This is a genomic window from Candidatus Nitrospira allomarina, from assembly GCF_032050975.1.
Lineage (GTDB): Bacteria > Nitrospirota > Nitrospiria > Nitrospirales > UBA8639 > Nitrospira_E > Nitrospira_E allomarina.
This window is the reverse complement of record NZ_CP116967.1, coordinates 3218789-3242796: the sequence shown is the minus strand read 5'-3', so window position 1 is coordinate 3242796 and position 24008 is coordinate 3218789. Positions and strand designations below refer to the sequence as shown.

Here is a 24008-nt window from a genome sequence, read left to right as displayed (position 1 = left end):
TCAAAAAGACGTTCCAATCGATGCAAACATTGGATTGAACCGTGAGATTTTCAGGAAAAAGAGTGAATAAGCAAGTTGTACGGGAAGGATATAAAAGCCAAGGGTCCCTGGCAAGTAATTTACTGCAAACGTGAAGACTACCCGAGAGTCCGGCGCAACGTTATTTTTTCATAGAATCAACCGAAAGCTTGAGATCTTCAATGGCCTTTTGAATGTTTTCCTTGATGTCCTGCCAAGCGGTTTCACTATTGTCACGAAGTTGCTCAATACGCGGGATGAGGGTATCTTGTTGCTTTTTAAAATTATCGAGTTGGGCTTGAAGTTTGGCTCGGGTTTTTTCTTGTAGCTCGATGCTTTGATCCCGAAGTTTCTGAATTTGTATTTCTAAATCAGTAATTTGTTTATTCAGACTTTCCGTCGATAATTCATCTCCTCTCGCTGCAACCGATCCCGTTTTCTTGCCAGGTGTATTCTCTGCCGAAACAAATGCCGCTCCGCTTCCCAGGAACAGACAGGCCAAAATCCATCCCATTCCCAGCATAGAGGCGGCACCTCTGGTTTTTAGCAAAAAGGCTTGGTGCATATTAAATCCTTTCCTTCCAAAACCTTGTTTTCTCGCAAGTTCAAATTTGATGATTCTCATGGTAATGAAAGCAACGAGGATTCCGAAAATTGCATGGAAATTGACACGATGCCTTGCTCCAATGACAAACTTACCTTAGAATGCCCTCCCGTAAAATAAGGATCCATATGACTCAAGAAGACGCTCGCGCCTATCTCAACTATCTCCTTACCCTCCATCTACGCCAGGAGGAGGCTTTTGGTCCGTTGGGTTTAGCATTTGTCAAGGAGAACGACCTGAACAAATTATCCCTCCTTCCTGAGGAACAATTTAATTTGTTGATGGCCATAGCCACGGTCTTCTCAGCTGAACCCAAACGTTACACCATGAAATTAGAATTACTGCAAAAAGCCTACCAACTCCTACCGCAAACACGCTACCACGATCCTGAATTAGGGCGGGACCTTGAGCATTTAATCAGAAAAACTCAAAGTGATCTTCATCGCTACAATGAAGCGATGAAGGTTGCCCGGCCACAATCACCAGATCGACAAAGCCTGATTGTCGAAACCGATATCCCTGAATATTTTCTCGAAACCGCACAAAAGCGGGCCTCGGCCTATTATCAAGAAAAATATCGATTAACCAAAGAGGCAAAAACTGCCCAGCATTTTGGTGGAGCGGCGAAAAAGTTTGAACCGGACAATCTGGCAATCCATAAAGAATTTCCTGGTGCTTGCGCTCCATTTATCAATGCCCGGACGAATGCTTTTCATATTGTTTTACCTTTTGACTTAAAAATCAGTCGAAGCCCGGAAGACCCGTTGGAAGCTGGGATTCGAATTTTCTATGGAAAAATGGGATATTCATTTCCTTTACGCTATGAGATGGGAAAATTATGCAGTTACCACGACGGCCAAGTACTGGATGTGGATCTCCACGATCCGAATCTTATCTTTTTCTCTGTATCGGGTATCAAGGACCCAGAGTTTATCACCCAAGCCTCTCAAACCGACCCCTCTCTCCCACCAGAACTGGTCTACCCCATGGCCGTCTTAGAACACACCGGTAGTTTGGGACCCTTTATTCAGGTTAGTTGTAATATCAAGGTGTGGTTCGATGCCTCTTTGGTTTCACTCCTCATTCAAGGTGCGCCGGATCTCCCCGATTATGGATTGCAAGGAGGAGCGGGCCTCATGACCAGAACGTATGCTTCCGATAAGGTTGAATCATATGTGCACAATTTATCTCAACCCTGGCAAGAAGGGTTGAGTTTTAACTTCATAAATCTCCATCTTCAATTAAGCCGTGGCATTGACAGTGCCGTTGTCCCCTGTGGAACACCGATCTTTTCAGTATATCCGGTGTTCAATCGACAGAGCTACCGCTTTGTCGACCGCCGAACGATGGACCAGGCTCCCAAGGGATCCATGGCTAACTGATGAGTCCAGGGGACTCATGCGCTTCCCAAGATTATAAACCTCGAAAAAACACCTTCCCTTCACACTCCGGCGGGGATTACGGAGCATGAATAATGGTATTCCAGTCAAAAGGATTTGTCTTATCCTGACTTTCCTGCTCACGGCTGGATGTGCAGGGGGCCAATCCCGTCCCGAGCCGATGATCTCGGAAACGTTTCAACGAGGAGAGGCTTCCTGGTATGGCCCAAGTTTTCATGGTAATCGGACTGCCAACGGTGAACCCTACGACATGTGGGCACTCACTGCCGCACATCGTACGCTACCCTTTGGAACACGGGTCCTTGTTCACAGTCTCGATACCGGGAAATCCGTGACTGTTCGCATCAATGATCGTGGTCCTTTTATTCGGGGCCGGATCATTGATCTGTCCTATGGAGCTGCCCGGGAGCTGGCCATGATTGGAAGAGGAACGGCGAATGTTAGTTTAACGATCCTCAAAGCGACAAACGCAAGTGCAGGCTATACGGGTGGAGGGCCTGAGAGTTACTGGGTGCAGGTAGGCTCTTTCACGACCTTAACCCAAGCGGTCGCCTTGCATAAACAACTGGCCTACCACTATCCCAATATACGATTGACGACCGTGGACCTTCCATCTGGACAATGGCACCGTGTCCAAATTGGGACATTTCCCTCTCAAGAGAAGGCCAAAATCGTGGCAATAGAACTGGAAAAACAATTCGACCTTGATTCTCTTCTGATACAAGGTAACTGACTGAAATAAAAGAGCTAATCTTAGAATTAATCCGGTATAATTGCCTTAAACCAATACCCTATGGTACCTTGGACCCAATCAAGCATTGAGGGCTCAAAACCTCTCATCAACAATGAGACTTTTGGCCTTATTATGAATCCCTCTCAAACTCTTCTGATACCAACTTCCCCCAAGACCAGACTTCCAGCTCTTGCAGCTAGCTTTGCTGTAACGACATATCTTTGTCACGTCGGAGCTCGCTAAGCCCTCTATGGATTTTATCGCCGTCCTTATTTGTCTAGGACTTTCCGCTTTTTTCTCCGGGGCCGAGATCGCATTTTTTTCCATAACGGAAAGCCGGTTGAAAGCCCTGGCCGATGAAGGCCATAAAGGGGCAAAACTTGCCCTGAAATTACGGTCAAATCCACAACGCCTTCTCTCGACAATTCTAATTGGCAATAATTTAGTCAATATCATGGCGGCCTCCATGGCAACCTTGATTGCCATTCGCATGTTTGGATCTGAGGCCGTGGCTGTGGCTACGGGTCTTTTGACCTTTATGGTCCTGTTATTCGGTGAAATTGTCCCGAAAACGCTTTGCGCCAAATATTCTGAAACGGCCGTGCAATTACTGGCATACCCCATATATCTCCTCGAACAATTATTTTTTCCGTTTCTCTATTTCTTGGAACCGTTTATTTTAAAACTCACAGGTGGTCGTGGCTTAACAGTTCCGTTTATTACGGAAGAGGAACTCAAAATTATGCTCGATGCCGGAGGAAAAGCGGGGGTCTTGGAAACAGATGAAGTAAAAATGATTAAAAACGTGTTTGATTTCAATGACGTGACGGCTGAAGATGCGATGACGCCGAGGATATATATGTTCGCGCTCGATGGCAATCAAACACTTGGAGAAGCCCGTGAAGAGTTATTTAAAGCGAAATATTCACGAATTCCCATTTACGAAGGAAATCCGGACAATATCACCGCCATTCTCTATCGCAATCATGCCTTAATGGAACTGGCTCAAAGTCATACAAACCTCACCCTCAAATCCTTAGCGAAACCGGCATTATTCATCCCCTCTACCAAAACGGCTGATGATTTATTGAGACAATTCCAGCAAGAAAAACGACATATTGCGATTGTGGTCAATGAGTTTGGAGGCGTGATGGGGCTAATTACCGTCGAAGATCTTCTTGAAGAGGTAGTTGGAGAGATTCTCGACGAAGGCGATCTCCATGAAGAATGGATTCGCCGGACGGGAAAAAATCAAATATTAGTCGATGGTCGCACTGAAGTCCGCCGTATCAATGAATTTCTTAAGGTTGAACTCGACGAAGAACAAAATACGATTAGCGGACTTATCCTCGAAGAATTAGGCCATATACCTGCTGTCGGGGAGAAAGTTCAAACGGACAATTGTCTTTTAATTGTCCAGGAAGCTGATGAACGTTCTATTAAAGGCGTCCAGATCATTAAGGAAGAACCTGTTCCCGAAACGCCTCCCACCGAACCGTCTACGGTGTCTTCAGAATCCTAACAAAAACTTCCCGGTTGTATCCTTTGTCCTGCTGATAAAATTTAACATCATCTCCCCTCTTACAATCCCAACAAAGAAATTGGTCTGCCCATTCTTTGCTACCCACTTTAGTTCATGAAGAGATAAAACCTTATTAATAATTATTCGATAGAAACCTTACTGATTGGATGATGAAGATAGACTGTTCCCGGATTGAATGATTATAGAGAATTCATTTTCATCTAAAATTTTAACTCCTAATGTGGTGGCCCTTTCATATTTAGAGCCGGGGTCTTCACCGGCTATAAGGTAATCTGTCTGTTTACTGACGCTGGCAGTGACACGTCCACCTAACTCTTCAATTTTGCGTGTCGCCTCCTGACGGGAATAGCCGTTCAACGTCCCGGTTAACACAAAAATCTTCCCCCTCAACGGTTGAGCATGCGGCTTTGGCATACTTGCTTCCTGTTGAATCCGAACTCCCAATGACTCCATACATTGCCAAACCTTTAAATTACGGGGTTCTTGAAAAAAATGGGTCACACTCGCAGCAATCTCCGGTCCAATGTCACGAATTTGTAAAAGTTCCTCTTCGGTAGCCTTCTTCAAATTATCGAGTGAACCAAAATTTTGGGCCAAAATTCTGGCGATATGAGTCCCCACATGACGTATGCCGAGGCCAATCAGAAGACGCGCGAAGGGAACCTCCTTACTTCTCTCGATTTCTCCCAAAAGTTGCCTCGCGGATTTATCTGCAAAGCCTTCTAATTGAAGAAGGTCGTCAATACCTAATGTATAAAGATCTGATAAGTCCTTGACGAAGCCCTTGTCGACCAATTGTGCTACCGTTTTTTTTCCAAGCCCTTCGATATTCAAGGCGCCTTTTGACGCAAAATGTTCAAGTGATCCTTTGAGTTGCGCGGAACATACCGTTTGGCCAGTACAATACAGAATCGGCCCTTCCTGAATCGTATGGGACTGACACACCGGACAGGTCGTTGGCGGCTGAAAAGGAGCCCCACGCTTTTCACCCGGCACAGGCACTCGTTCCACCACATCTGGAATGACGTCCCCTGCCCGTTCGACTTTTACGGTATCACCCACCCGTACATCTTTACGGGCGACTTCCTCCACGTTATGCAGTGAGGCCCGACTCACCGTCACACCACCGATTTCCACCGGATCCAGTAGGGCAATGGGAGTGAGCGCCCCGGTCCGACCGACCGACATGGCAATCTCCTGAACTTTGGTCAGTTCCTTTCTTGCAGGAAATTTGAAGGCAATGGCCCATCGGGGACTGCGTGACTTTTCGCCAAGAGCCTTTTGCCAATCGAACCGGTCAATTTTAATGACGATGCCGTCAATTTCGAACGGCAGGACGTCCCGTCGTTCAAACATTTCCCGATGAAATTCCAGAGCTTCCTGGATGGAGGGGCAGTGCCGACGAAATTGAGGGATCGGCAATCCCCATGCTTCTAAGCAGGTGACCGCATTATAATGGGTGCTGGGTCTAATTGATCCCGAGTTCATGAAATCGTAGCAGGTGATGGTCAACGGGCGGGTCGCGGTAATAGCCGGGTCCAATTGGCGCAATGTTCCGGATGACGCATTGCGCGGATTGGCAAAGGGTTCTTCCCCTTGTTCGGTTAAGCGTCGATTCAATGTGTGAAAATCCTGGAGTTTCATAAACACCTCACCCCGCACCACCATATGAGAGGGAAAAGTCCCGCCTTCCTTCAATTGTAATGGCAAGGCACGAATGGTACGAAGATTGTGCGTCACGTCCTCCCCTATAGCCCCATTTCCTCTCGTAGCTCCTCGTACAAATATGCCATGGTCGTAAGTGAGGGCCACAGATAATCCATCGTATTTGGGTTCAGCCGAATAGCTCGGTTGTTGCCCGTCTAATTCCCGGGAAACCCGCTGATCGAACGCCAAAACGCGCGATTCATCCATTTCCGAGTCCAAACTAAGAAGAGGAAATTCGTGTGTAATTTTATTGAATTGGGCAAGTGGCGCACCCCCGACCCGCTGGGTTGGCGACTCAGGTGTCCTGAGGTCCGGGTAGCGGCTCTCTAAGGATTGCAGTTCTCGAAAGAGTTGGTCATATTCAGCATCAGAGATTTCCGGTCGGCTTCGGACATAATACAATTCATCATGTCGACGAATGGCGTGTTTTAACTTTTCAAGCTTCAGTTGAACCTTTGCGGATGGCACAGCACGAGATTGAGGAGCCTTGGAAGAATCCTCTACTTTTGCCTCGTCAGGATTATTCTCGAATAAATTTGGCTGCATAACTTCGGATTTCGTGCCCATTTAACACGTGAAACTGCCGTAGACGAGCAATTGTTTGCCCTGAAAACCGATGTAAGGGAATGGGCAGGAGCTTCCGGCCGAAGCGACGGGCCATCTTTCGCCAGGCCCAAGTCAGCGGAACCGGCGAGACGACAGCCACAACGGGTTCTTGTGAATGGGCGCAGGCTCCCGCCAGCAATCGTTCTTCAAGCGACGTCGCAAAATCGAATAGGGGATTTTCCCATATATCAGGAATAAGCCGAGGGGGATACAGGAAAAGTGCGCCTCCATAGCATGCCTGTCCGATTCCTGGTCCGACCATATTCGGCGAAAAGGGGGTTGCGTAGAAACTGAGAGTGGACTCTTCTTGATGTTCGGCATACCAGGTCGTTTGCCAGGAAAACTTCTGAGGATCCGCCGGCACCTCAAAGAAAAACACCAACGATTCAATGGTTCCTCGCACGGGAGGAACCACTTTAACATGAATATCACGCACGGATCGTTGTGGGGTAATAGCCCACTGGCGCAAAGTCGCCCGCAGATCAATTCCATCTTCCAGCGAGTTGTTGAATCGTTCAATCCTGCCTAAATCTGCCCCCAAAACCTGTCGACTATGTTGTCGAACATGCGCCGCAAAAGATTCAATACGCTGATCTTCCGGAGGCCAGGAACACTGCCGATAAGGATTCCATTGTTGTGTCCAAGCCTGTGCTTTGGGCCTTGAGGGATCAGGCCGGAGGGTGACACGGCGCCAAATCAAAGGGTCTCCTTGCAGCCGATTTACAGCCGGGAGAATGTTGCCCCCAGGGTCTTGAAGTTCGCCAATTCCCATTAACACACCAGGCCTGGTATCCAATACGGATGGTTGAGTTTGGCAGTCATAGGTTTTGGCGGTTTCCAATAACCTGAGGGCAAATTCATCTCCAGCCATTTGCTTGGCAGCTAGAACCAAGGTATATAAATCCGGCTTCAGCCGATGCTCGAGAAGTGTCAGATTCCGCACATATTGAAAATAGCGTTGCAATAATTGTGGAGTGACCCAATTTGTTTCGTGCGCGATGGTGGTGGAACGAGACGCCAGCCACCTGGACCGTGCTTCCAAAACCAGTTCTTTGATGCCATCAATAGCCAAATGCGTATCGGCACGGGCTTCTTCCCGTCGTCGTTCATAGAGATGGGTGACATAGGGTAATTCGCTCAACGCAAAGTAGAGGGAAGACGATTCGACCTTCCACCACTCGGGAAGACTAATGTTCTGCTCGGGTGAAATATACGGCATCCGCTCATGATAGGCCTGACGCAACCAGGGCCAATCCGTCATTGGGCAGAGAAAAAGAATGGCCGAAAAGTCCAGTTCGAGTTCATGAAGTCGAAATGCCATCCAACGGATGCGTTCCCAACGAGAAGATGGGTCTTGAGGAGGCGGCAAAAAAGGCATAGTGGCAGCAGAGAAGGCTGCCAAAGGCATAGCCTTTAAAGAATAGGGATCAGGCCCGACCCAAGAGACGGGATGGTAGCGCCGGACCTCACGATCTATAAAGGCTCGCGGGATCATTTCCGACATGGCTGATCGAATCCCCATGATCACCGGTTGGCACGGATCAATCGGCACATAAGAGCAGCTCGAGGTTCCATCGTCATGTTGTTCTGGAAGAGCCACCAGACTGATGACAGGCAACTGGTCAATCCCCTTTTCTACGAAGGATTGCACCGATGGTGGTAGAGGAAGAACCACACAATCAATGTGGCGGGACACAATAATCTCGCGGACGACATGAGCCATATCTCCACTTCCATGCACCACAGGCAGGACGTGAATATTAGAAGAAAGAGCAAAGATCGTGTCTGGGGTCAACGAGGAGAGAGTCATGGTGCGTCCTGGGGGAAAAGCGGAAAGGCTTTCCCACTCAAGAATTAGAGGATGGGCCGTGCATCAGGGTCACCAAGGGTTACAGGTCTGAGGGCGGCCTACTGGTCTGGGTGCAGAGGATGATCCTCTTCAAAGAAGAAATCCCCCAATCCTTTCGGAAGAGCATGCCCGTGCAATGTTTGGGACCGGCGTTTCGCTAACACATCCAGATCTTGTGCTTCTTCTCCCAAAACATTGATCAGGGCTTCCCGCCAAGCCGGATCACGGGCCACGGGATGGTGAGGGTCTTGGGCCATCCGTTTCATCGCGTATTGCACCATGTGCATCCCGTCCCGAATGGAAAACGGGAGATCCAGTTGATGCGCTTTTTGAAGAAAATTCACCGTAAGTGTGATTAACTCCGCAGACGCAAACGGGAGGTGATACCGCAAAATGGCCAATTCATGTTCCTTATTAGGGAATTCAACTTTCAACGTCGGTTGGAGACGGGACAGGATATAATCCGGCACCTCATAGGTCGAGGCATCTTCATTCATCGTGACACAACATCGAAAATTCTCATGCGCATGAATTTGAACACCCGCCACAACCGAATCGACCGAGCGTCGATGATCAAGCAGGGAGGCAAGGGAGGCCCAACTCTTTTCATTCATCCGGTTGCCTTCATCGAGGAGACAGACATTGCCGGTCACCATAGCCGTGACTAAAGGAGAGGCTTGGTAGGTAATCGTGCCTCCCTCGGAAATGACCGGGGACACGAGAAGGTCTTCAGGTCTGGTATCAGCCGTACATTGATAAATGAAGAGTTCCTGCTTCCGCTCCTGAGTGGCCGCCATGGCGAGTGTGGTCTTCCCCACCCCCGGTTGACCGATAATTCTTGGTGATAAAGGCACATCTTTTTCATCCACGATAAACCAACAGGCGAGAAGCTGACGTAGAATTTCTTGATTGCCCATCCAGGCTTGTGTCTGTGTGAGGGGACGGGCCAGGCGAAGCGCAACCTGCCCGATGTGCATAACCGAAGGATCTGCAGAATGTGAAAATGGAGAGGTCATAGAAAAGGACGAAGGCAAATGGTAAGTGAAATTATCACAGCCATTTTTCCATGGTCAATGAATCGTGGTGTTCGGTAACTTCTACCGGTGTGCAAATAGTTGTTTGACATTATCCCTATTCCGAATTATTGTGTAGCAAAAGGTGACCAGATCGTAGAGATCTTCCCCTTCTCGTTATTGACCATTGTCCCTAAAGGAGGGATACATATGAACCTCAGAGGAGGAACGCGTAATATGGTGCAACCATTGTTCGGGGGACATCAAGGAGATCCCCAATCATCGGGCTGGTTTGGATACCTGAAAATTGCAGCTGGCGTACTGGTCTGTAGTGGAGTCTTGACCGGATGCGTCAGTACAGAAAAGTTCGAAGCCGAGAAGGCACGTGCGTTAAATTTTCAAAGGCTTTTAGCGCAAGAAGAAAAACGAACCGGTGAATTAAATGTGAAGTATCAAGACACGCAACGACAACTGGGGTCATTGGAATCGCAAAACCGAGATTTAAATGCCGAATTAGAAGCGTTGCGCGACCAATTGAACCGTTCCCATGACGAACTGTCCCGTGTAAGAGAGGGAGGGATGGGAAAATCAGATGATTTGAAACTTTCCGAACCTTCGATCTCTGAATTTGGGCTGAATGATCTTGACTTTAAAGATTCAGATATGACGAAACTTGATTCGGACTTGAATTTGGGGGACACCATTCCTTTGGATTCACCAAGTATGGATACCATGGGAAGTCTCGATGAAGGGTCACACATTGTAGCTAAAGGCGAGACCCTCTACCGGATTTCCAAAGAGTACGGCGTGTCGATCAATGATCTCAAAGCCTGGAATCAGTTGACGGATAACACCATTCACGTTGGACAAAAGCTTATCGTCAGCGGTCAGTAATTTCAGCTCCATTCATTCTTCAAGCTAAGGTCGGGATCCCAAGGAAAGCCGCTTCCTTCGGTTCCGGCCTTTTCTTGTTCTACCCTCGAGAAGACGTGTGTCTCACTGGCACTTTCGTTGACACCCCATAGGCCATATGCTACCGTCAAAATCATGAAAAATGCTTATTATTCAGTGAGTTTTGAGGAATTTTGCCAATTTGCCTCACAAGGAAACCTCGTCCCCCTTTATCGAGAAATTCTGGCGGATTTCGAGACGCCTGTATCCGCATTTTCCAAAATTAATACGGGACCCAATGCCTTTTTATTTGAAAGTATTGAAGGGGGGGAAAACTGGGCACGTTATTCCTTTCTGGGAAGTCACCCTTCCGTCATGTTGTGGGAGGAGAACGGCGAAGTGGTCACCCAAAAAGGCCGGAAACAGCACCGCGTCCCCATGCAGGGCACCCCTTTGGACCATATTCAGAATACCATGGCAGAGTATCATCCGGTTGTCGTTCCCGGGTTGCCTCGATTTGTGGGGGGTGCGGTGGGTTATTTGGGTTATGACGTGGTCAAGTCTTTTGAGCCAGTTCCGTCTCGAGCAAAACCCGGGATTAACACTCCCCTCTTTGCGTTTTGCATTACGGACACCCTACTCATTTTTGACAATGTCGCCCATACCCTCAAAGTTGTGGCCAATGCCCATATTACTTCTGCAAAGAAGACTCAACTTCGCCAAATTTATCAGGATGCTATTAAGCGGATTGAATCAATCATTGCCAGACTTCATAAACCAAGCCGGCGACCTAGGGCCTCGATTCGACGTGCACCACTCAAATTTCAATCCAACCTGTCTCCTGAGGACTTTGAAAAAATGGTGCTTCGGACGAAAGAATATATTCAGGCTGGGGACATCATCCAGGGTGTCATGTCCCAACGCTGGCACACTACCATCCACACTGATCCCCTGGAGATTTATCGAGCCTTGAGGGTGCTCAATCCCTCACCCTACATGTTCTATTTGCGCATTGCCGGCATCGAACTCGTGGGATCCTCTCCGGAAATCCTAGTGCGATGCGAAGAAGGCAGCATTGTGGTGCGACCCATTGCCGGAACCCGTCCCCGTGGAAAGACGCCACAAGCTGACAACGCATTGGAACAGGATCTCTTATCCGATCACAAGGAATTAGCCGAACATGTCATGTTGGTGGATTTAGGCCGCAATGATGTGGGCCGGGTGGCCAAAACCGGAACAGTCAAAGTTGAACGGTTCAAGAAAGTTGAACGGTATTCCCATGTCATGCACATTGTGTCTCAAGTCAAGGGAGAATTAGATCCGCGATACACCGCCTATGATGTCATGAAGGCGTGTTTTCCGGCCGGGACCGTGTCCGGTGCGCCGAAAATCCGAGCCATGCAAATCATTGAGGAATTGGAACCCACTCGTCGGGGACCTTATGCCGGAGCGGTCGGGTATTTTAGTTTTTCCGGGAATATGGATACCTGTATCAATATTCGTACGGTGGTCGTTCAAGGACAAAAGGCCTATATTCAGGCCGGTGCCGGAATTGTCGCCGATTCTGACCCTACCCGTGAATATGAAGAAACTCGAACAAAAGCCGGCGCCATGATGAGAGCCATTGAAATGGCCGAACATGGTCTAGCGTAAAAAGGCTTGAGAAGGACCCTATGATCCTGGTCATCGACAATTACGATTCGTTTACCTACAATCTTGTCCAATATCTTGGAGAGTTGGGAGCCGATCTCAAGATTTTTCGAAATGATGCCCTCACAATCGATGACATTCACCGCTTGGCACCTGAGCGAATATTAATATCCCCCGGCCCCTGTACCCCTAACGAGGCGGGCATTTCTGTTGCCATCATCAAGCACTTTGCCGGCCGTCTTCCGCTCTTTGGCGTCTGTCTCGGGCATCAATCCCTGGCCTTTGCTTTTGGAGGTCAAATTATTCGAGCCCCCAGGCTTATGCACGGGAAAACCTCCATGATCCATCATGACGGAAAATCAATTTTTGAAGGCCTCCCAAATCCCTTTGAAGCCACCCGATATCATTCCTTAATCGTCAAGCGTGAAACCTTACCCACGGACTTTGAAATTTCAGCCGAAACCGTGGAAGGCGAAATCATGGGACTTCGGCATACCCCAACCGGAGCGGAAGGCGTGCAATTTCATCCTGAGTCGATTCTCACCACGTCAGGGATGGACCTTTTGCGGAATTTTTTATTATTACCCGTCTGCTCCTCAACCGACCACTAGACCAAGATTCCCAGTCATCTGTCCATGAGCCTGTTCACATGCCCCTACTCAAAGACCACATCGCCAAATTAGCCGAGGGTCTCGACCTCTCGGAACTCGAAGCGGAAGAGGCCATGCGGGAAATCATGCAAGGAGAAGCCACTGAGGCTCAAATTGCAGCCTACTTAATGGGGTTACGCATGAAAGGCGAAACGATCGATGAAATCACCGGATCAGTGCGAGCCATGCGCGAACGGGCGATTCGGATCCCTATTGCCGATCCTCAGGTGGTGGATACGTGTGGAACCGGTGGGGACAAAAGCCACACGTTCAATATCTCGACGGCTGCCGCCTTTGTCGTAGCTGGAGGGGGAATGACGGTTGCCAAGCATGGAAATCGCTCCGTGTCCTCTCAATCAGGAAGCGCAGATGTATTGGCCGCCCTTGGCGTGAATATCGACTTGTCTCCTGAAAAGGTTGCCGATTGCATCAATGAAATTGGCATTGGGTTTCTCTTTGCACCGCTTTACCACGGAGCCATGAAGCATTGCGCCAAACCTCGGTCGGAAATGGGGATCCGTACCTTGATGAATATCATGGGACCGCTGGCCAATCCTGCACGGGCTACGATTCAGATTCTGGGAGTGTATGATCACGCTCTCAATGAAAAGTTGGCTCAGGTTCTATTGCGATTGGGCACACAGCATTGCTTTGTCCTTCATGGGATGGACGGGTTGGACGAAATTTCATTAACCAGTCGCACAGGGATTGCTGAAGGGAAAAAAGGACGAGTATTGAGTTATTCCATCGGGCCTGAAGATTTCGGTCTTCACCCGGTTTCGCCCAAAGACCTGTTGGGAGGAAACCCGGAAGACAATGCCCAGATCATTCGCGATATCTTTCGAGGACGAAAGGGGTCCAAACGGGATATCGTGTTAATGAATGCCGCGCCTGCTTTTATCGCCTGCCAGAAAGCGGCCTCGCTGAAAGAAGGATTCGAAGAAGCCGGTCGTGTGGTAGACAACGGAGCCGCATTTGAAATGTTGGACAAACTCATTTCCCTGACCAAAAAGTTGGCGGCATGATTCTTTCTCGCATTCTCGAACATAAAAAAGCCGAATTGCGTCGAAAACAGAGTCGGGGGTACCTGGCTGAACTCAAAGGCCGCATTGTTGATCGAACTCGACCTCTGGATTTTATTCAAGCATTACAGACAGGACTGACGTCAACAGCTCCGGCATTAATTGCTGAAGTCAAAAAAGCTTCACCCAGTCAAGGCCTGATGCGACCGGAATTTCACGATCAATTTGAGCCAGTGACCATCGCCTCTCAATATCGAGATCATGGAGCAAGTGCCTTATCCGTCCTCACCGATCAGGATTTTTTTCAGGGGAACTTGGAGTATTTGCACAAGGTCAAAGAGGCGGTTCACCTTCCTACGCTCAATAAAGAATTTATGGTTGAGGAAATTCAGTTTTATGAAGCACGGGCCTATGGAGCGGACTGTGTGTTGCTGATTGCGGCCGCGCTGGATCGATTTCAGCTTGAAGATTTTTTTACAGTTGCACGAGAGTTGTCGCTTGATGTGCTCATTGAAATCCATAATGAACGGGAATTAGATACCGTCCTTGAACGGGTGCCCTTGGCCAGACTTATCGGCATCAACAACCGGGATCTCAAAACCTTTCAGACTGATTTGAGTGTCACCGAGCGGCTGGCCAAACGTCTGCCGACGGACACACTAATTGTCAGTGAAAGTGGTATCCACAACCGTGAGCATGTTGTGCGGGTACTGGAAGCCGGAGCTAAAGCCATGTTGATCGGTGAGTCGTTATTGCGCGCAGACTCGATTCAAGCCAAAATTCAGGAATTATTACATCCCCCGTCACCTCCCAAAAAAGAAGAATCCACCACTCGTTGGGTCTAGGATTCAATTGCGGGGAAATCCTACTGCACCGGTTCTCTATTGCGAAAGACCGGCCGAATTTATTGAGAAGCCTCTCTAGGCAAGACAGAAAAATGAGCCTGAAGCCATATACCGTGGTATCTACGAACCTCCCCAACAAACGGCGAATCTTCCCATGGCCCCCAAAATAAAAATTTGCGGCATCACGAATCAGAAAGACGCTGAATTCGCAGTTCAGGAAGGAGCTGACGCGTTGGGTTTTGTGTTTTACGCCCAAAGCCCTCGATATGTCCAACCTGCTATCGCCCAACATATCATTGCCAGCCTTCCCCCTTTTGTGGTGACGGTGGGCGTCTTCGTCAATCACGATCTCGATATGGTGAGGCGCGTATTCGATGATTGCGGATTAAGTCTGGCACAACTTCACGGTGACGAATCGCCCAATTTTTGTGAATCGTTACAGCGTCCGGTGCTCCGCGCCATTCGGCTAAGAGATAAAAGCAGCTATCTCGCATTGGCAGAATGGAAAGGACGGATAGGCGTGAGAGGATTTATCATTGATGCATTTTCTACTACCGCGTACGGAGGAACCGGGCACACGACCGATTGGTCGCTTGCGGGCGAAGTAGCCAAAGCCGTTCCCATGCTGTTGGCAGGAGGATTAACTCCTGAAAATGTTCAAGAAGCCATTTGCCAAGTGCAACCTTATGGGGTCGATGTGAGTAGCGGTGTGGAACAGAGTCCTGGGCGTAAAGATCCGGCCAAAATTCGGGATTTTATCCAATCGGTTCGTCTTGTGTGTTAGCCATTCCATCGCTATACTCTTTTCTTTTTACCTCCTCTTTCAGTAGAACATTTTATGGCAATCATACCTGATAAACACGGGCGCTTCGGACAGTTTGGAGGCAAGTATGCTCCGGAAATCCTGATGCCTGCCATCCATGAATTGGAACAGGCGTATCGTGCCGCAAAAAAAAGCCGGCCCTTCCAACAAGAATTTCTGAATTGTTTGAAACAATTTGTCGGTCGCCCGACTTCCCTATTCTTCGCCGAACGTCTCACCAAAACACTTGGTGGAGCCAAGATTTACCTCAAAAGAGAAGACCTCTGTCATACCGGTGCGCACAAGATCAACAATACCGTCGGGCAAGCCTTGCTTACCAGACGAATGAAAAAGAAACGCGTCATTGCCGAAACCGGAGCCGGACAACATGGGGTAGCGGTGGCTACGGTAGCGGCCATGTTCGGTCTAGAGGCCGAAATTTATATGGGCACCGAGGATATGGAACGACAGGCATTGAATGTCTTCCGAATGCGGTTACTTGGATCAAAAGTGACGGGGGTGAATTCCGGAAGCCGCACACTCAAGGATGCCATCAGTGAAGCGATGCGTGACTGGACCACCAATGTCAGCACGACTCACTATTTGCTTGGATCGGTCCTGGGCCCCCATCCCTACCCCATGATGGTTCGGGATTTTCAATCCGTGATTGGTCGAGAAACCCGAAAGCAAATCCTTGCACTGGAAGGTCGTTTGCCTCACTGTCTTGTTGCCTGTGTCGGCGGTGGCAGCAATAGCATTGGATTATTTTATCCGTTTGTCAATGATACACAAGTCAAGATGGTCGGCGTGGAAGCCGGCGGGTACGGGATAGATAGCGGGAAACATGCCGCGCGCTTTGCAGGAGGAATACCCGGCGTTTTACATGGCACGATGACCTATCTTCTCCAAAACGAGGACGGTCAAGTCAATCCCACACATTCAGTGTCTGCCGGATTGGACTATCCGGCAGTCGGTCCTGAACACAGTTACTATCATGATACCGGACGAATCCGGTACACCTTCGCAACGGATGCTGAAGCCTTAGCCGCGTTCGACTTGCTCGCCAAGGAAGAAGGCATCATTCCCGCACTAGAAAGTGCCCATGCCATTGCAGAAGTCGTCAAGCTGGCGCCCACGATGAAAAAGTCACAGATCTTAATCATGAATCTCTCCGGGCGCGGAGATAAAGATGTTCAACAATTAGCCAAAATGCGCGGGATTCCTCTCTAGGAGCGGGCAAACTCAGTGGCCCGAGAATCACCAGGCCAGGAAAGCCGCCAGGTCTTCCATCACATTTGAAATGTTCTGATATGAGCAATCGCATTCAAGGCACATTTGCACAACTCCACTCCAAGGGCAAAAAAGCCTTTATCCCATACATCATGGCTGGCGATCCGACCTTGGCAATGACCGAATCTCTTGTATTAGCGTTGGAACAGGGGGGTGCCGACCTGATCGAATTGGGTGTGCCATTTTCGGATCCTATCGCCGATGGTCCGGTGATTCAACAAGCAGCAGAAAGGGCCCTGCACTCAGGGACAACGCTTAAAAATATCCTTGCCACTGTCGCCAACCTGAGAAAAACAACGTCTATTCCCCTTATTTTGATGACCTATTACAACAGCCTCATGGCCATGGGGATCCAAGATTTTTGTGCCAATGCCGTTGACGCGGGCGTCGATGGACTCATCGTGCCGGATTTGCCTCCGGAAGAATCCGACCTTCTTTATCACGCCACTCAAGCGGCGGGAGGACCGGTGTGTATTTTCCTGCTTGCTCCCACCAGCACGGCGGAACGACGACGTGCTGTGATCAAGCGATCACATGGCTTTATTTATTATGTCTCTCTTACCGGTATTACCGGTGCCAAGCTGACCGATCTCAGTGTGGTGCGCCAAAGCGTCCAACAGCTTCAACGAGCCTCACGAAAACCTGTGGCAGTGGGATTTGGAATTTCTTCCGCCGAGCAAGCCAGAGAAGTTGGACAATTTGCGGATGGAGTTATTATTGGAAGCGCCCTGGTTCGATACATTCATGAACACCATTCCGCCCAGACTTTTCTCACCGATATCCAGGGCATGGCACAACAATGGAAATCGGGCCTCTAGCCTATCACAGCAAATCGCCACCCGTGCTTAGTCAAAAGGCATAAGGTCCCCTGGCCTTCATAAATGCTAACTGGTTTCCACTAACACCTTCAATTCTCATATCGATATCTCACTTCTTATGTTCCGCGGCTTTTACTGCCACAATGTCTCGGAACTGAATCACCCCTTTCCTCATTCCTGGACTGATCTTTCCAACTCAGGGATATTGTATTTCCTTCAAGTATCCGCCAGGGAAAATTTCGCAAACATTCCACTCAAAGGTCCGAAAGAAAGGAGTCAGTGAGGGGCGCCCTGCATTTTTCAACTGATTATTCGCAGTTACGAACACCAACCCAACGGGTAGAGGGAAACACGGTCAGCTATCGAGAGACTACCAACAAATAATATTGAAACGTCCAACGATTCTACTCGGATTTTCACTGTATAACCAAACGAAACGTCCAATCCTCATTTGCCAGGGTGGCAAACACCTGGGCCAATGCCTCAGCCCATTTGGGCGGAGGGCAGTCTGCTGCATTAGGTTGCATTCCGATGGAGCCCTGCACCCGCACCACCTTAAGCTGAAGACCCCTAGGGACAAACCACTTTCCATCCCCTGATGAGGAACCCAAGGACACTGAACCGGTAGACTGCTGTCGAATGCCCTATTTCATTTCTCTCCTTCCGGAGCAAAGGAGAATATCGGCCCTCTTTTCCTGTTGTCATTATCCAGGGAAAATCCAGCAAATCGTTTTTACCTAGCCCTGGCAGTCCTTGCCCGGTGTCAAAATCCCCACAGCACAAAAAAGCTAAAACTTACCTGGTTTTCAAGTATTTCACCTATTTCTTTTCAGGAATTTCTGGCACGGTTCTTGGTCTATTGGAAAACAGACACATGGTTAAACGTTCAAAATTAACAAGGGGTTGTTCATGAGTGAAACTGAATACTTAGACAAGGAAGATCAGGAAAAAGCGGTGGAAATTCGCATTGAAGATGTCATTTATCGCTCTGATGAAAGCCCGGCAGTCGTGCTGGCGATCAAACGCACCTGTTCCCTTAGTGGAGAATGCAAAGTCGGACATGTCACGTTGGGACATGAAAATACCCTTCGTTTATATCTAGAAACCTAATCACGAATTCACCTCAATGCCTTTTTGTATTACGTCAATCGATCAACTCTATGGTCTTATCCTGGTTTCATGTTCACATCTCCAAGGGTTCTGGCAGAGCGAACCCCATTCCTCAGAGAGCAACCGGCAAAGCACTCAAGTCTCCAGGGTTTTAAGTGTCGACCAGGCCACTCCCAGAAGACTGATCACTTATCCCCTCTATCGCTTTATTTGGCAATCTTGATGATTTCAGGAGTAAGGCCGGAATCCGTCAAATGAAGACGGGCCACGGAAATTGGGAGAGTAAATCGACGAGGGCCGGCACTGCCCGGATTGAGATAGAGCACTCCCCTGCGTTTCTCGGCAGAGGCACGATGGGAATGCCCAAAAATGACCGCAGACAATTTCGCGGCAACCGGATCTAAATCCAAATGATCCAGTTCATGCACAACATACAAAACATACGACTGATGTTCGACGACATTCGTTAGGGGAATCCGCGCAGCCCAAGGGTCCTGATCATTATTCCCTCGAACGGCGACCACCGGAGCAATCGCCTCCAGTGTCTTCAGGACCTCAGGGCTTCCGATGTCTCCGGCGTGGATAATCAATTTCGCACCGGTCAAAGCCGCAATTACTTGAGGGCGCACCAGCCCATGCGTATCAGAAATGATCCCGATCATCTTCTCTCTCTTATTTTCGATATCCTCATCCTGCGTCTCAGGAGTCTATTGTCGGTCCGTCACCCGTTTTAAAAAATTCCCCGTAATGGCGTAGGCCACACTCCGGACAAAACCCATGCGTAAATTGGGCATTGGATCGATCACTAATAAATCGTTCGAGCGGTTGCCAGTTATTATTGTCGTCACGAATCTTTTTGCAAAAACTGCAAATAGGAAGACAACCCTCTAATATATTGACTCTGTTGGCTAATGCTCGTGTTTGCATAGCGGTTCGATTTACAAGGAAAGCGGCCCCACCAAGAACAAGGATTCTGATCACCGTGTTAATGGAGGCATCTAACAGGGTGAGGGAAACCGACCAAAACTGTATATTAAAAAGTAATCTGATCAGGGACAACGCCACGGCACATATCAGCCCCCATAAAAATCCCCGACACTGGAATAAGATACAAAATGGGAAATTGAATGTTGGGACCTGCTACGAAATCCCCAAGCAAAATTACAAGTGCTAACGCACTCAAATAGCCGGGGAATAATTTGGAATGCGTCCAAGCGTTGTTCCAAAAGCCTGTTTTGGCAGGAAGGAAAGAGAATGACTGAAAAGGCGGCATAGGCCTAAACAGAATCGTGTAAAAGAAAGTTTTTTTCTTATCATAGCATAAGTGTCATATGTCCAACATGGGGCTGAATCATAGCACCCTGCCCGCCTCGCCACCTGTCTATAGGAACTTGTATGGCAATTGTTGGGTCTACCCACGAGTAACCAGGTCGATCTTCTCGGGCAACAGAAAAAGATCTATTCCTAATCCGGGAATCTGACCACCCCCGTTTCTGAACCTTATTAAGACTTCCATGGCTCTTCAGTCGAACTAGCTTATTTTGGAATGATCACTCCATTTAAGAGACGCCTGTGTTCCTCCCTTTCGTAGGGTGTATCCGGACAGTCATTTGTGGATAGCGCTTATCCCTGGAAATGGTATAGTAATAAATAGACCGGTCACGGTTATAAAGGCTGCGACGCATGGTCGCAGCCTTTTTTATCAGGCAAAGACAATATGAGGAATCAAGTACCATTTCTCGGGTGGATGATGTTCACCATGGACCCTTGATGCGAATGACACGTCCGGAAAGGTAAGAGAGTCAGTGAAAACGTCCCATTCTGTGTTCGACCACGCCGATGAACTAAAAGAAAGTGCCCTCTTCCAACAGCCCAGTAATGGGCAAACGCGACCGCCGACGTTATTTATCATATTTGGGGCCCAGGGAGATCTCACGAAGAGAAAATTGATTCCCGCCTTATATAACCTGGCCTCAAGTCATCATCTCCCTCAAGAATTTGCCATCCTTGGGATAGATGGAATTCCCATGCATACGGATGACTTTCGGGAGAAGATCCGTCAGGACATCGAGGAATTATGTCCCCGTCCCATCGATGTCACCATCAAAGAATGGCTCCTTGATCGCCTGCATTATCTGGCAGGAGATTTCAGGGATTCTCAAACCTACGAACGCCTTCAGTCTCTGCTGACACAGCTAAATACCACACATGGGACTCAGGGGAATTACCTCTATTACATGGCCACGGCTCCAACATTTTTTGCGGAAATCGTTGCGCAACTTGGCGCCAAAGGATTAGTCGAACATCGAAAAGATTTTTCCCGTCGTATCGTCATTGAGAAACCCTTCGGTCATGATTTGCCATCGGCTCGATCACTCAATCAAGCCCTGAGACAGGTGCTCGATGAAAGTCAGATTTACCGGATCGATCATTACCTTGGCAAAGAAACCGTTCAAAATATTTTAATATTTCGCTTTGCGAACGGCATTTTTGAACCAATCTGGAACCGTCAATATATTGATCATGTCCAAATCACCGTTGCGGAAACCTTAGGGGTTGAGCATCGCGGGGCCTATTATGAAAAAGCCGGGGCGCTCCGAGACATGGTTTCCAATCACCTTCTGCAGATCTTGGCTTTCGTGGCGATGGAGCCACCGAATACGTTTGATCCCGAAGCGGTCAGGAACGAGAAAGCCAAGGTGCTCCGTGCCATCCAGCCAATGAACCCCGTCGAGGTCTTACAATCAACGGTTGCCGGACAATATGAGGCCGGATCGATTAATGGTCACAGTGTCCTTCCTTATCGAATGGAAAAGGATGTCCATCCAGCCTCCCTGACTGAAACCTTTGCCGCCATGACCTTAGGTATTGAAAGTTGGCGCTGGGAAGGCGTGCCCTTTTATCTTCGGACCGGCAAACGGTTACACACCCGAGTGACCGAAGTGGTCATTCAGTTTAAATCAGCCCCGCTGATGTTATTTCGTAAGACTCCAGTCGACAAGCTCACACCGAATGTGCTGGTCATTCGCATTCAACCGGATGAAGGCATTTCCCTAAGCTTTGGAGCCAAAATTCCAGGACCCAAGGTCAAGGTCGGGACGGTGGATATGGATTTCCAATATGCGGAATATTTCGGTGATGCCCCGAGCACGGGGTATGAGACGCTCCTGCACGACGTGATGGCTGGGGACGCAACACTTTTTCAGCGAAGTGATAGCGTCGAGGTGGGCTGGAGTATCGTCGATCCCATTGTCAAAGTGTGGGAGAGCCTAGGCTCGCATGCCATTCGTCCCTATAGCTCAGGGAGCTGGGGTCCCCCGGAAGCCGATGCCTTGCTGGCCAGGGACGGCCGAATGTGGAGAAATCATTGAATGCCCGAGAAATCCACGGGCTCTTACTAAAAAATTGCATTTATAAAATTGGTCCTCAGACACGACCAGTCACATTTTTCACACGACAGCCGGTTTAACCGGAGTCAGTATCATTTCTGAGCGTGGCCCCAGGCCGGATAAGACAACCTTTCCTTGTTCACACTTGAACGTGTGTCCAGTAAGCTGGTCCTCAAGCCATCGAGAGGTCTTCCCCACCCATGGGGTGATCATCATTATTATGAATAAGAATAAAGACAAAGGTTCTTTGCGTCTTTCTCACAAAGACACAACACTGGTGGTCAGAAAGTATCTGAACTACGGTCCAATCCCCTTCGCGTAACATGGGAAGAGATTTCCGGATGGCAATAAGCTGCTTGGTGAAATTCCGCAATTCATGATTCCAGTTGCGTTGATTCCATTCCATGCCCCGACGATTATCGGGGTCCTTCCCTCCCCTCATCCCGATTTCATCCCCATAATACACTGCCGGTATCCCTGGAAAAACAAACTGAAACAGCATGGCCAACTTCAGTCGTAAATCATTTCCCCGGGCTAAAGTATACAGGCGTTCAGTGGCATGGGACCCTATCACGTTCGTCATCTTTAAGGTCTTTTCCCATGGATACATCCGAAGAAGTTTGCTCACCCGTGACACGAATTGCCTGATTGAAATGGAACCGTGAATAAAGTAGTCCAAGACGATCTGACGGAGTACGTAGTTCGTTCCTCCGTCAAATTGTCCATCCCGAACCCAAGAACGACCAGGGCCCCAGATTTCTGCCACCAAATACGACGACGGGTTTATGTTCTTCACCTTCTGCCAGAGCGCCTTCCAAAACTGATGGCCCCGGACATCAGCCACGGCATCCAACCGCCATCCGTCTATACCCTGATTCGTCCAATAGGCTGCGACGTCCAGAAAGTACCGGAGAAGGTATGTCATCCTACCCGAAATTTTTATAGAACTATTATCATGGTCAATAACTGGAAAGAGAGTGCAACCCTATTGCGGAGGAGCAGCTCTGCCTTTCGGATCCTCTACGATTAACGTTCCGCCCATAATCGGATGAATTTGACAGTGGTATGAATAGCGTCCAGGGGGCAGCCCTGGAAGGGTGTACGTCTTTCCGGGTGCGACCTTCCCGGAATCGAACAGACACGGTTTCTCTGTTCCACAATCATCATGCTGGACAGTATGAGGAGACGCGGTCGCATTAATCCATTGAATGGGAACACCGGCCCAGACAAATGCTTCATGCGGATAATAATAGGGAGGGAAATGTTCCATCCGGATCGGTTCATTCACAAAATCGGTTCCTGACGTAACAGTGCCTAGCAGGGCGACATAGAGAAAAAGGACACACTGGAGTGTTTTCAGAGAATAACTCCTTTCCGATTGTATGGTTTTAGGGAATGTATGGTGTCTATTGATTTCAAACAAAATCTTTAATAAAGCAAGCAGTTGTAAGGAAGTTCCACGGCCTCTCCTCTCTCAAATCTTGAGCCATTAGCCATTTGATACCTTGTTCATTATAACTGACGCACCTCCGGAAGTTGGACTTAGCAAGGTCATAGAACTTCAAGAAAGGAATTTTCTCTGCCCTGGAAGAAAAAACGCTGCAGTCGTACCATTGGAAGTACTCCGAGTTCGTACGGTGGGAAACTCGAGATTACTCACGCTTGTGAGCCCGCTTCGCGATAAATTAAAAACTCACGCCCTGTCACCGCTCTGTTTTTTAATAGCAGGTCTTCCCATACGGCCTCTTTAGCTGTGCCTTGGTCAACTCAAAGATTTTCTTCCTCCCTGTTTTCTATTGGGCGAGATCCTTGAATCGGGAGGGAATACTTCACTTCGATTTTCTCCGGCCTCAATAGGTTGAAAGAGTGAAGATGGATTCCCGCTTACTACCGGGCGGATGACGACAATAGAGGAATGCCCGACTGAACATGTCGGGCATGACGAGGTTTCTGATGGGCAGATTTTGAAAGTGGGTCAGAATGAAACGTGTCGACCACTGGAAACGGATTTGAAACCTTAGAGAAACACAAAACGAGAAGGGAGATGATTACTTTCCCATGTCCACTC

General features: G+C 48.7%; 21 protein-coding genes. 13 read left to right on the top strand and 8 right to left on the bottom strand.

Annotated features, from left to right (window positions below):
- Nucleotides 1-160 precede the first annotated feature (160 nt).
- On the bottom strand, nucleotides 161-583 hold the full coding sequence (locus PP769_RS14425) for a sll1863 family stress response protein (protein ID WP_312641338.1): 423 nt from the start codon (nucleotides 581-583) through the stop codon (nucleotides 161-163).
- Between the two features lie 167 nt (nucleotides 584-750).
- Here PP769_RS14425 and PP769_RS14420 point away from each other — a divergent pair, with 167 nt between their 5' ends.
- From PP769_RS14420 to PP769_RS14410, 3 genes are all read left to right on the top strand, one after another.
- Nucleotides 751-2004: a hypothetical protein gene (locus tag PP769_RS14420; protein ID WP_312641336.1), complete on the top strand. Its 1254-nt coding sequence runs from the start codon at nucleotides 751-753 to the stop codon at nucleotides 2002-2004.
- An 85-nt stretch (nucleotides 2005-2089) separates the two neighbouring features.
- Entirely contained in the window at nucleotides 2090-2755 is a 666-nt protein-coding gene (locus PP769_RS14415) for a septal ring lytic transglycosylase RlpA family protein (protein WP_312641334.1), read from the top strand.
- Between the two features lie 250 nt (nucleotides 2756-3005).
- Nucleotides 3006-4277, top strand: a complete 1272-nt coding sequence (locus PP769_RS14410) for a hemolysin family protein (protein WP_312641332.1) — start codon at nucleotides 3006-3008, stop codon at nucleotides 4275-4277.
- Between the two features lie 156 nt (nucleotides 4278-4433).
- On the opposite strand, the gene ligA is transcribed toward PP769_RS14410, so the two are convergent.
- The 3 genes from ligA to PP769_RS14395 form a co-directional block, all read right to left on the bottom strand.
- Complete coding sequence (gene ligA, locus PP769_RS14405; RefSeq protein ID WP_312641330.1) at nucleotides 4434-6551, bottom strand: NAD-dependent DNA ligase LigA; 2118 nt, start codon at nucleotides 6549-6551, stop codon at nucleotides 4434-4436.
- Nucleotides 6526-8421 (bottom strand): hypothetical protein, encoded by a 1896-nt coding sequence (locus PP769_RS14400; RefSeq protein WP_312641328.1) that lies wholly within the window; start codon nucleotides 8419-8421, stop codon nucleotides 6526-6528. Before PP769_RS14400 ends, ligA begins: the two co-directional genes overlap by 26 nt.
- A gap of 98 nt (nucleotides 8422-8519) precedes the next feature.
- The gene (locus tag PP769_RS14395) at nucleotides 8520-9437 is read right to left on the bottom strand and encodes an AAA family ATPase (protein ID WP_312641326.1); all 918 of its coding nucleotides are present in this window, start codon (nucleotides 9435-9437) and stop codon (nucleotides 8520-8522) included.
- A gap of 246 nt (nucleotides 9438-9683) precedes the next feature.
- Here PP769_RS14395 and PP769_RS14390 point away from each other — a divergent pair, with 246 nt between their 5' ends.
- The 9 genes from PP769_RS14390 (at nucleotide 9684) to PP769_RS14350 (ending at nucleotide 18551) form a co-directional block, all read left to right on the top strand.
- Nucleotides 9684-10367: a LysM peptidoglycan-binding domain-containing protein gene (locus PP769_RS14390; RefSeq protein ID WP_312641324.1), complete on the top strand. Its 684-nt coding sequence runs from the start codon at nucleotides 9684-9686 to the stop codon at nucleotides 10365-10367.
- A gap of 153 nt (nucleotides 10368-10520) precedes the next feature.
- A complete protein-coding gene (trpE, locus tag PP769_RS14385) occupies nucleotides 10521-12017 on the top strand; it encodes an anthranilate synthase component I (RefSeq protein ID WP_312641322.1) in 1497 nt (498 codons plus the stop codon).
- Between the two features lie 20 nt (nucleotides 12018-12037).
- Entirely contained in the window at nucleotides 12038-12625 is a 588-nt protein-coding gene (locus tag PP769_RS14380) for an anthranilate synthase component II (RefSeq protein ID WP_312641320.1), read from the top strand.
- A 38-nt stretch (nucleotides 12626-12663) separates the two neighbouring features.
- Complete coding sequence (gene trpD / locus PP769_RS14375) at nucleotides 12664-13689, top strand: anthranilate phosphoribosyltransferase (protein ID WP_312641318.1); 1026 nt, start codon at nucleotides 12664-12666, stop codon at nucleotides 13687-13689.
- Nucleotides 13686-14531: an indole-3-glycerol phosphate synthase TrpC gene (gene trpC / locus PP769_RS14370; RefSeq protein ID WP_312641316.1), complete on the top strand. Its 846-nt coding sequence runs from the start codon at nucleotides 13686-13688 to the stop codon at nucleotides 14529-14531. Before trpD ends, trpC begins: the two co-directional genes overlap by 4 nt.
- Nucleotides 14532-14685: 154 nt before the next feature.
- On the top strand, nucleotides 14686-15315 hold the full coding sequence (locus tag PP769_RS14365) for a phosphoribosylanthranilate isomerase (RefSeq protein ID WP_312641313.1): 630 nt from the start codon (nucleotides 14686-14688) through the stop codon (nucleotides 15313-15315).
- A gap of 54 nt (nucleotides 15316-15369) precedes the next feature.
- Nucleotides 15370-16563 carry a tryptophan synthase subunit beta gene (gene trpB, locus PP769_RS14360; protein ID WP_312641310.1) on the top strand — a complete coding sequence of 398 codons (1194 nt, stop codon included), beginning with the start codon at nucleotides 15370-15372 and terminating at the stop codon, nucleotides 16561-16563.
- 80 nt (nucleotides 16564-16643) lie between these two features.
- The gene (gene trpA, locus PP769_RS14355; RefSeq protein ID WP_312641308.1) at nucleotides 16644-17441 is read left to right on the top strand and encodes a tryptophan synthase subunit alpha; all 798 of its coding nucleotides are present in this window, start codon (nucleotides 16644-16646) and stop codon (nucleotides 17439-17441) included.
- A 909-nt stretch (nucleotides 17442-18350) separates the two neighbouring features.
- Complete coding sequence (locus PP769_RS14350) at nucleotides 18351-18551, top strand: hypothetical protein (RefSeq protein WP_312641306.1); 201 nt, start codon at nucleotides 18351-18353, stop codon at nucleotides 18549-18551.
- Nucleotides 18552-18757: 206 nt separating this feature from the next.
- Here PP769_RS14350 and PP769_RS14345 read toward each other — a convergent pair whose 3' ends face one another.
- Both PP769_RS14345 and PP769_RS14340 read right to left on the bottom strand, forming a co-directional pair.
- Entirely contained in the window at nucleotides 18758-19213 is a 456-nt protein-coding gene (locus PP769_RS14345; RefSeq protein WP_312641303.1) for a metallophosphoesterase family protein, read from the bottom strand.
- A 45-nt stretch (nucleotides 19214-19258) separates the two neighbouring features.
- Nucleotides 19259-19399, bottom strand: coding sequence for a hypothetical protein (locus PP769_RS14340; protein ID WP_312641301.1), 141 nt, complete (start codon nucleotides 19397-19399; stop codon nucleotides 19259-19261).
- A 957-nt stretch (nucleotides 19400-20356) separates the two neighbouring features.
- Between PP769_RS14340 and zwf the strand changes: the two genes are divergently transcribed.
- The gene (gene zwf / locus PP769_RS14335) at nucleotides 20357-21922 is read left to right on the top strand and encodes a glucose-6-phosphate dehydrogenase (protein ID WP_312641299.1); all 1566 of its coding nucleotides are present in this window, start codon (nucleotides 20357-20359) and stop codon (nucleotides 21920-21922) included.
- 190 nt (nucleotides 21923-22112) lie between these two features.
- Here zwf and PP769_RS14330 read toward each other — a convergent pair whose 3' ends face one another.
- Complete coding sequence (locus PP769_RS14330) at nucleotides 22113-22865, bottom strand: alpha-amylase family glycosyl hydrolase (RefSeq protein ID WP_312641297.1); 753 nt, start codon at nucleotides 22863-22865, stop codon at nucleotides 22113-22115.
- Nucleotides 22866-22925: 60 nt separating this feature from the next.
- Complete coding sequence (locus tag PP769_RS14325) at nucleotides 22926-23228, bottom strand: cupredoxin domain-containing protein (protein ID WP_312641295.1); 303 nt, start codon at nucleotides 23226-23228, stop codon at nucleotides 22926-22928.
- Nucleotides 23229-24008 lie beyond the last annotated feature (780 nt).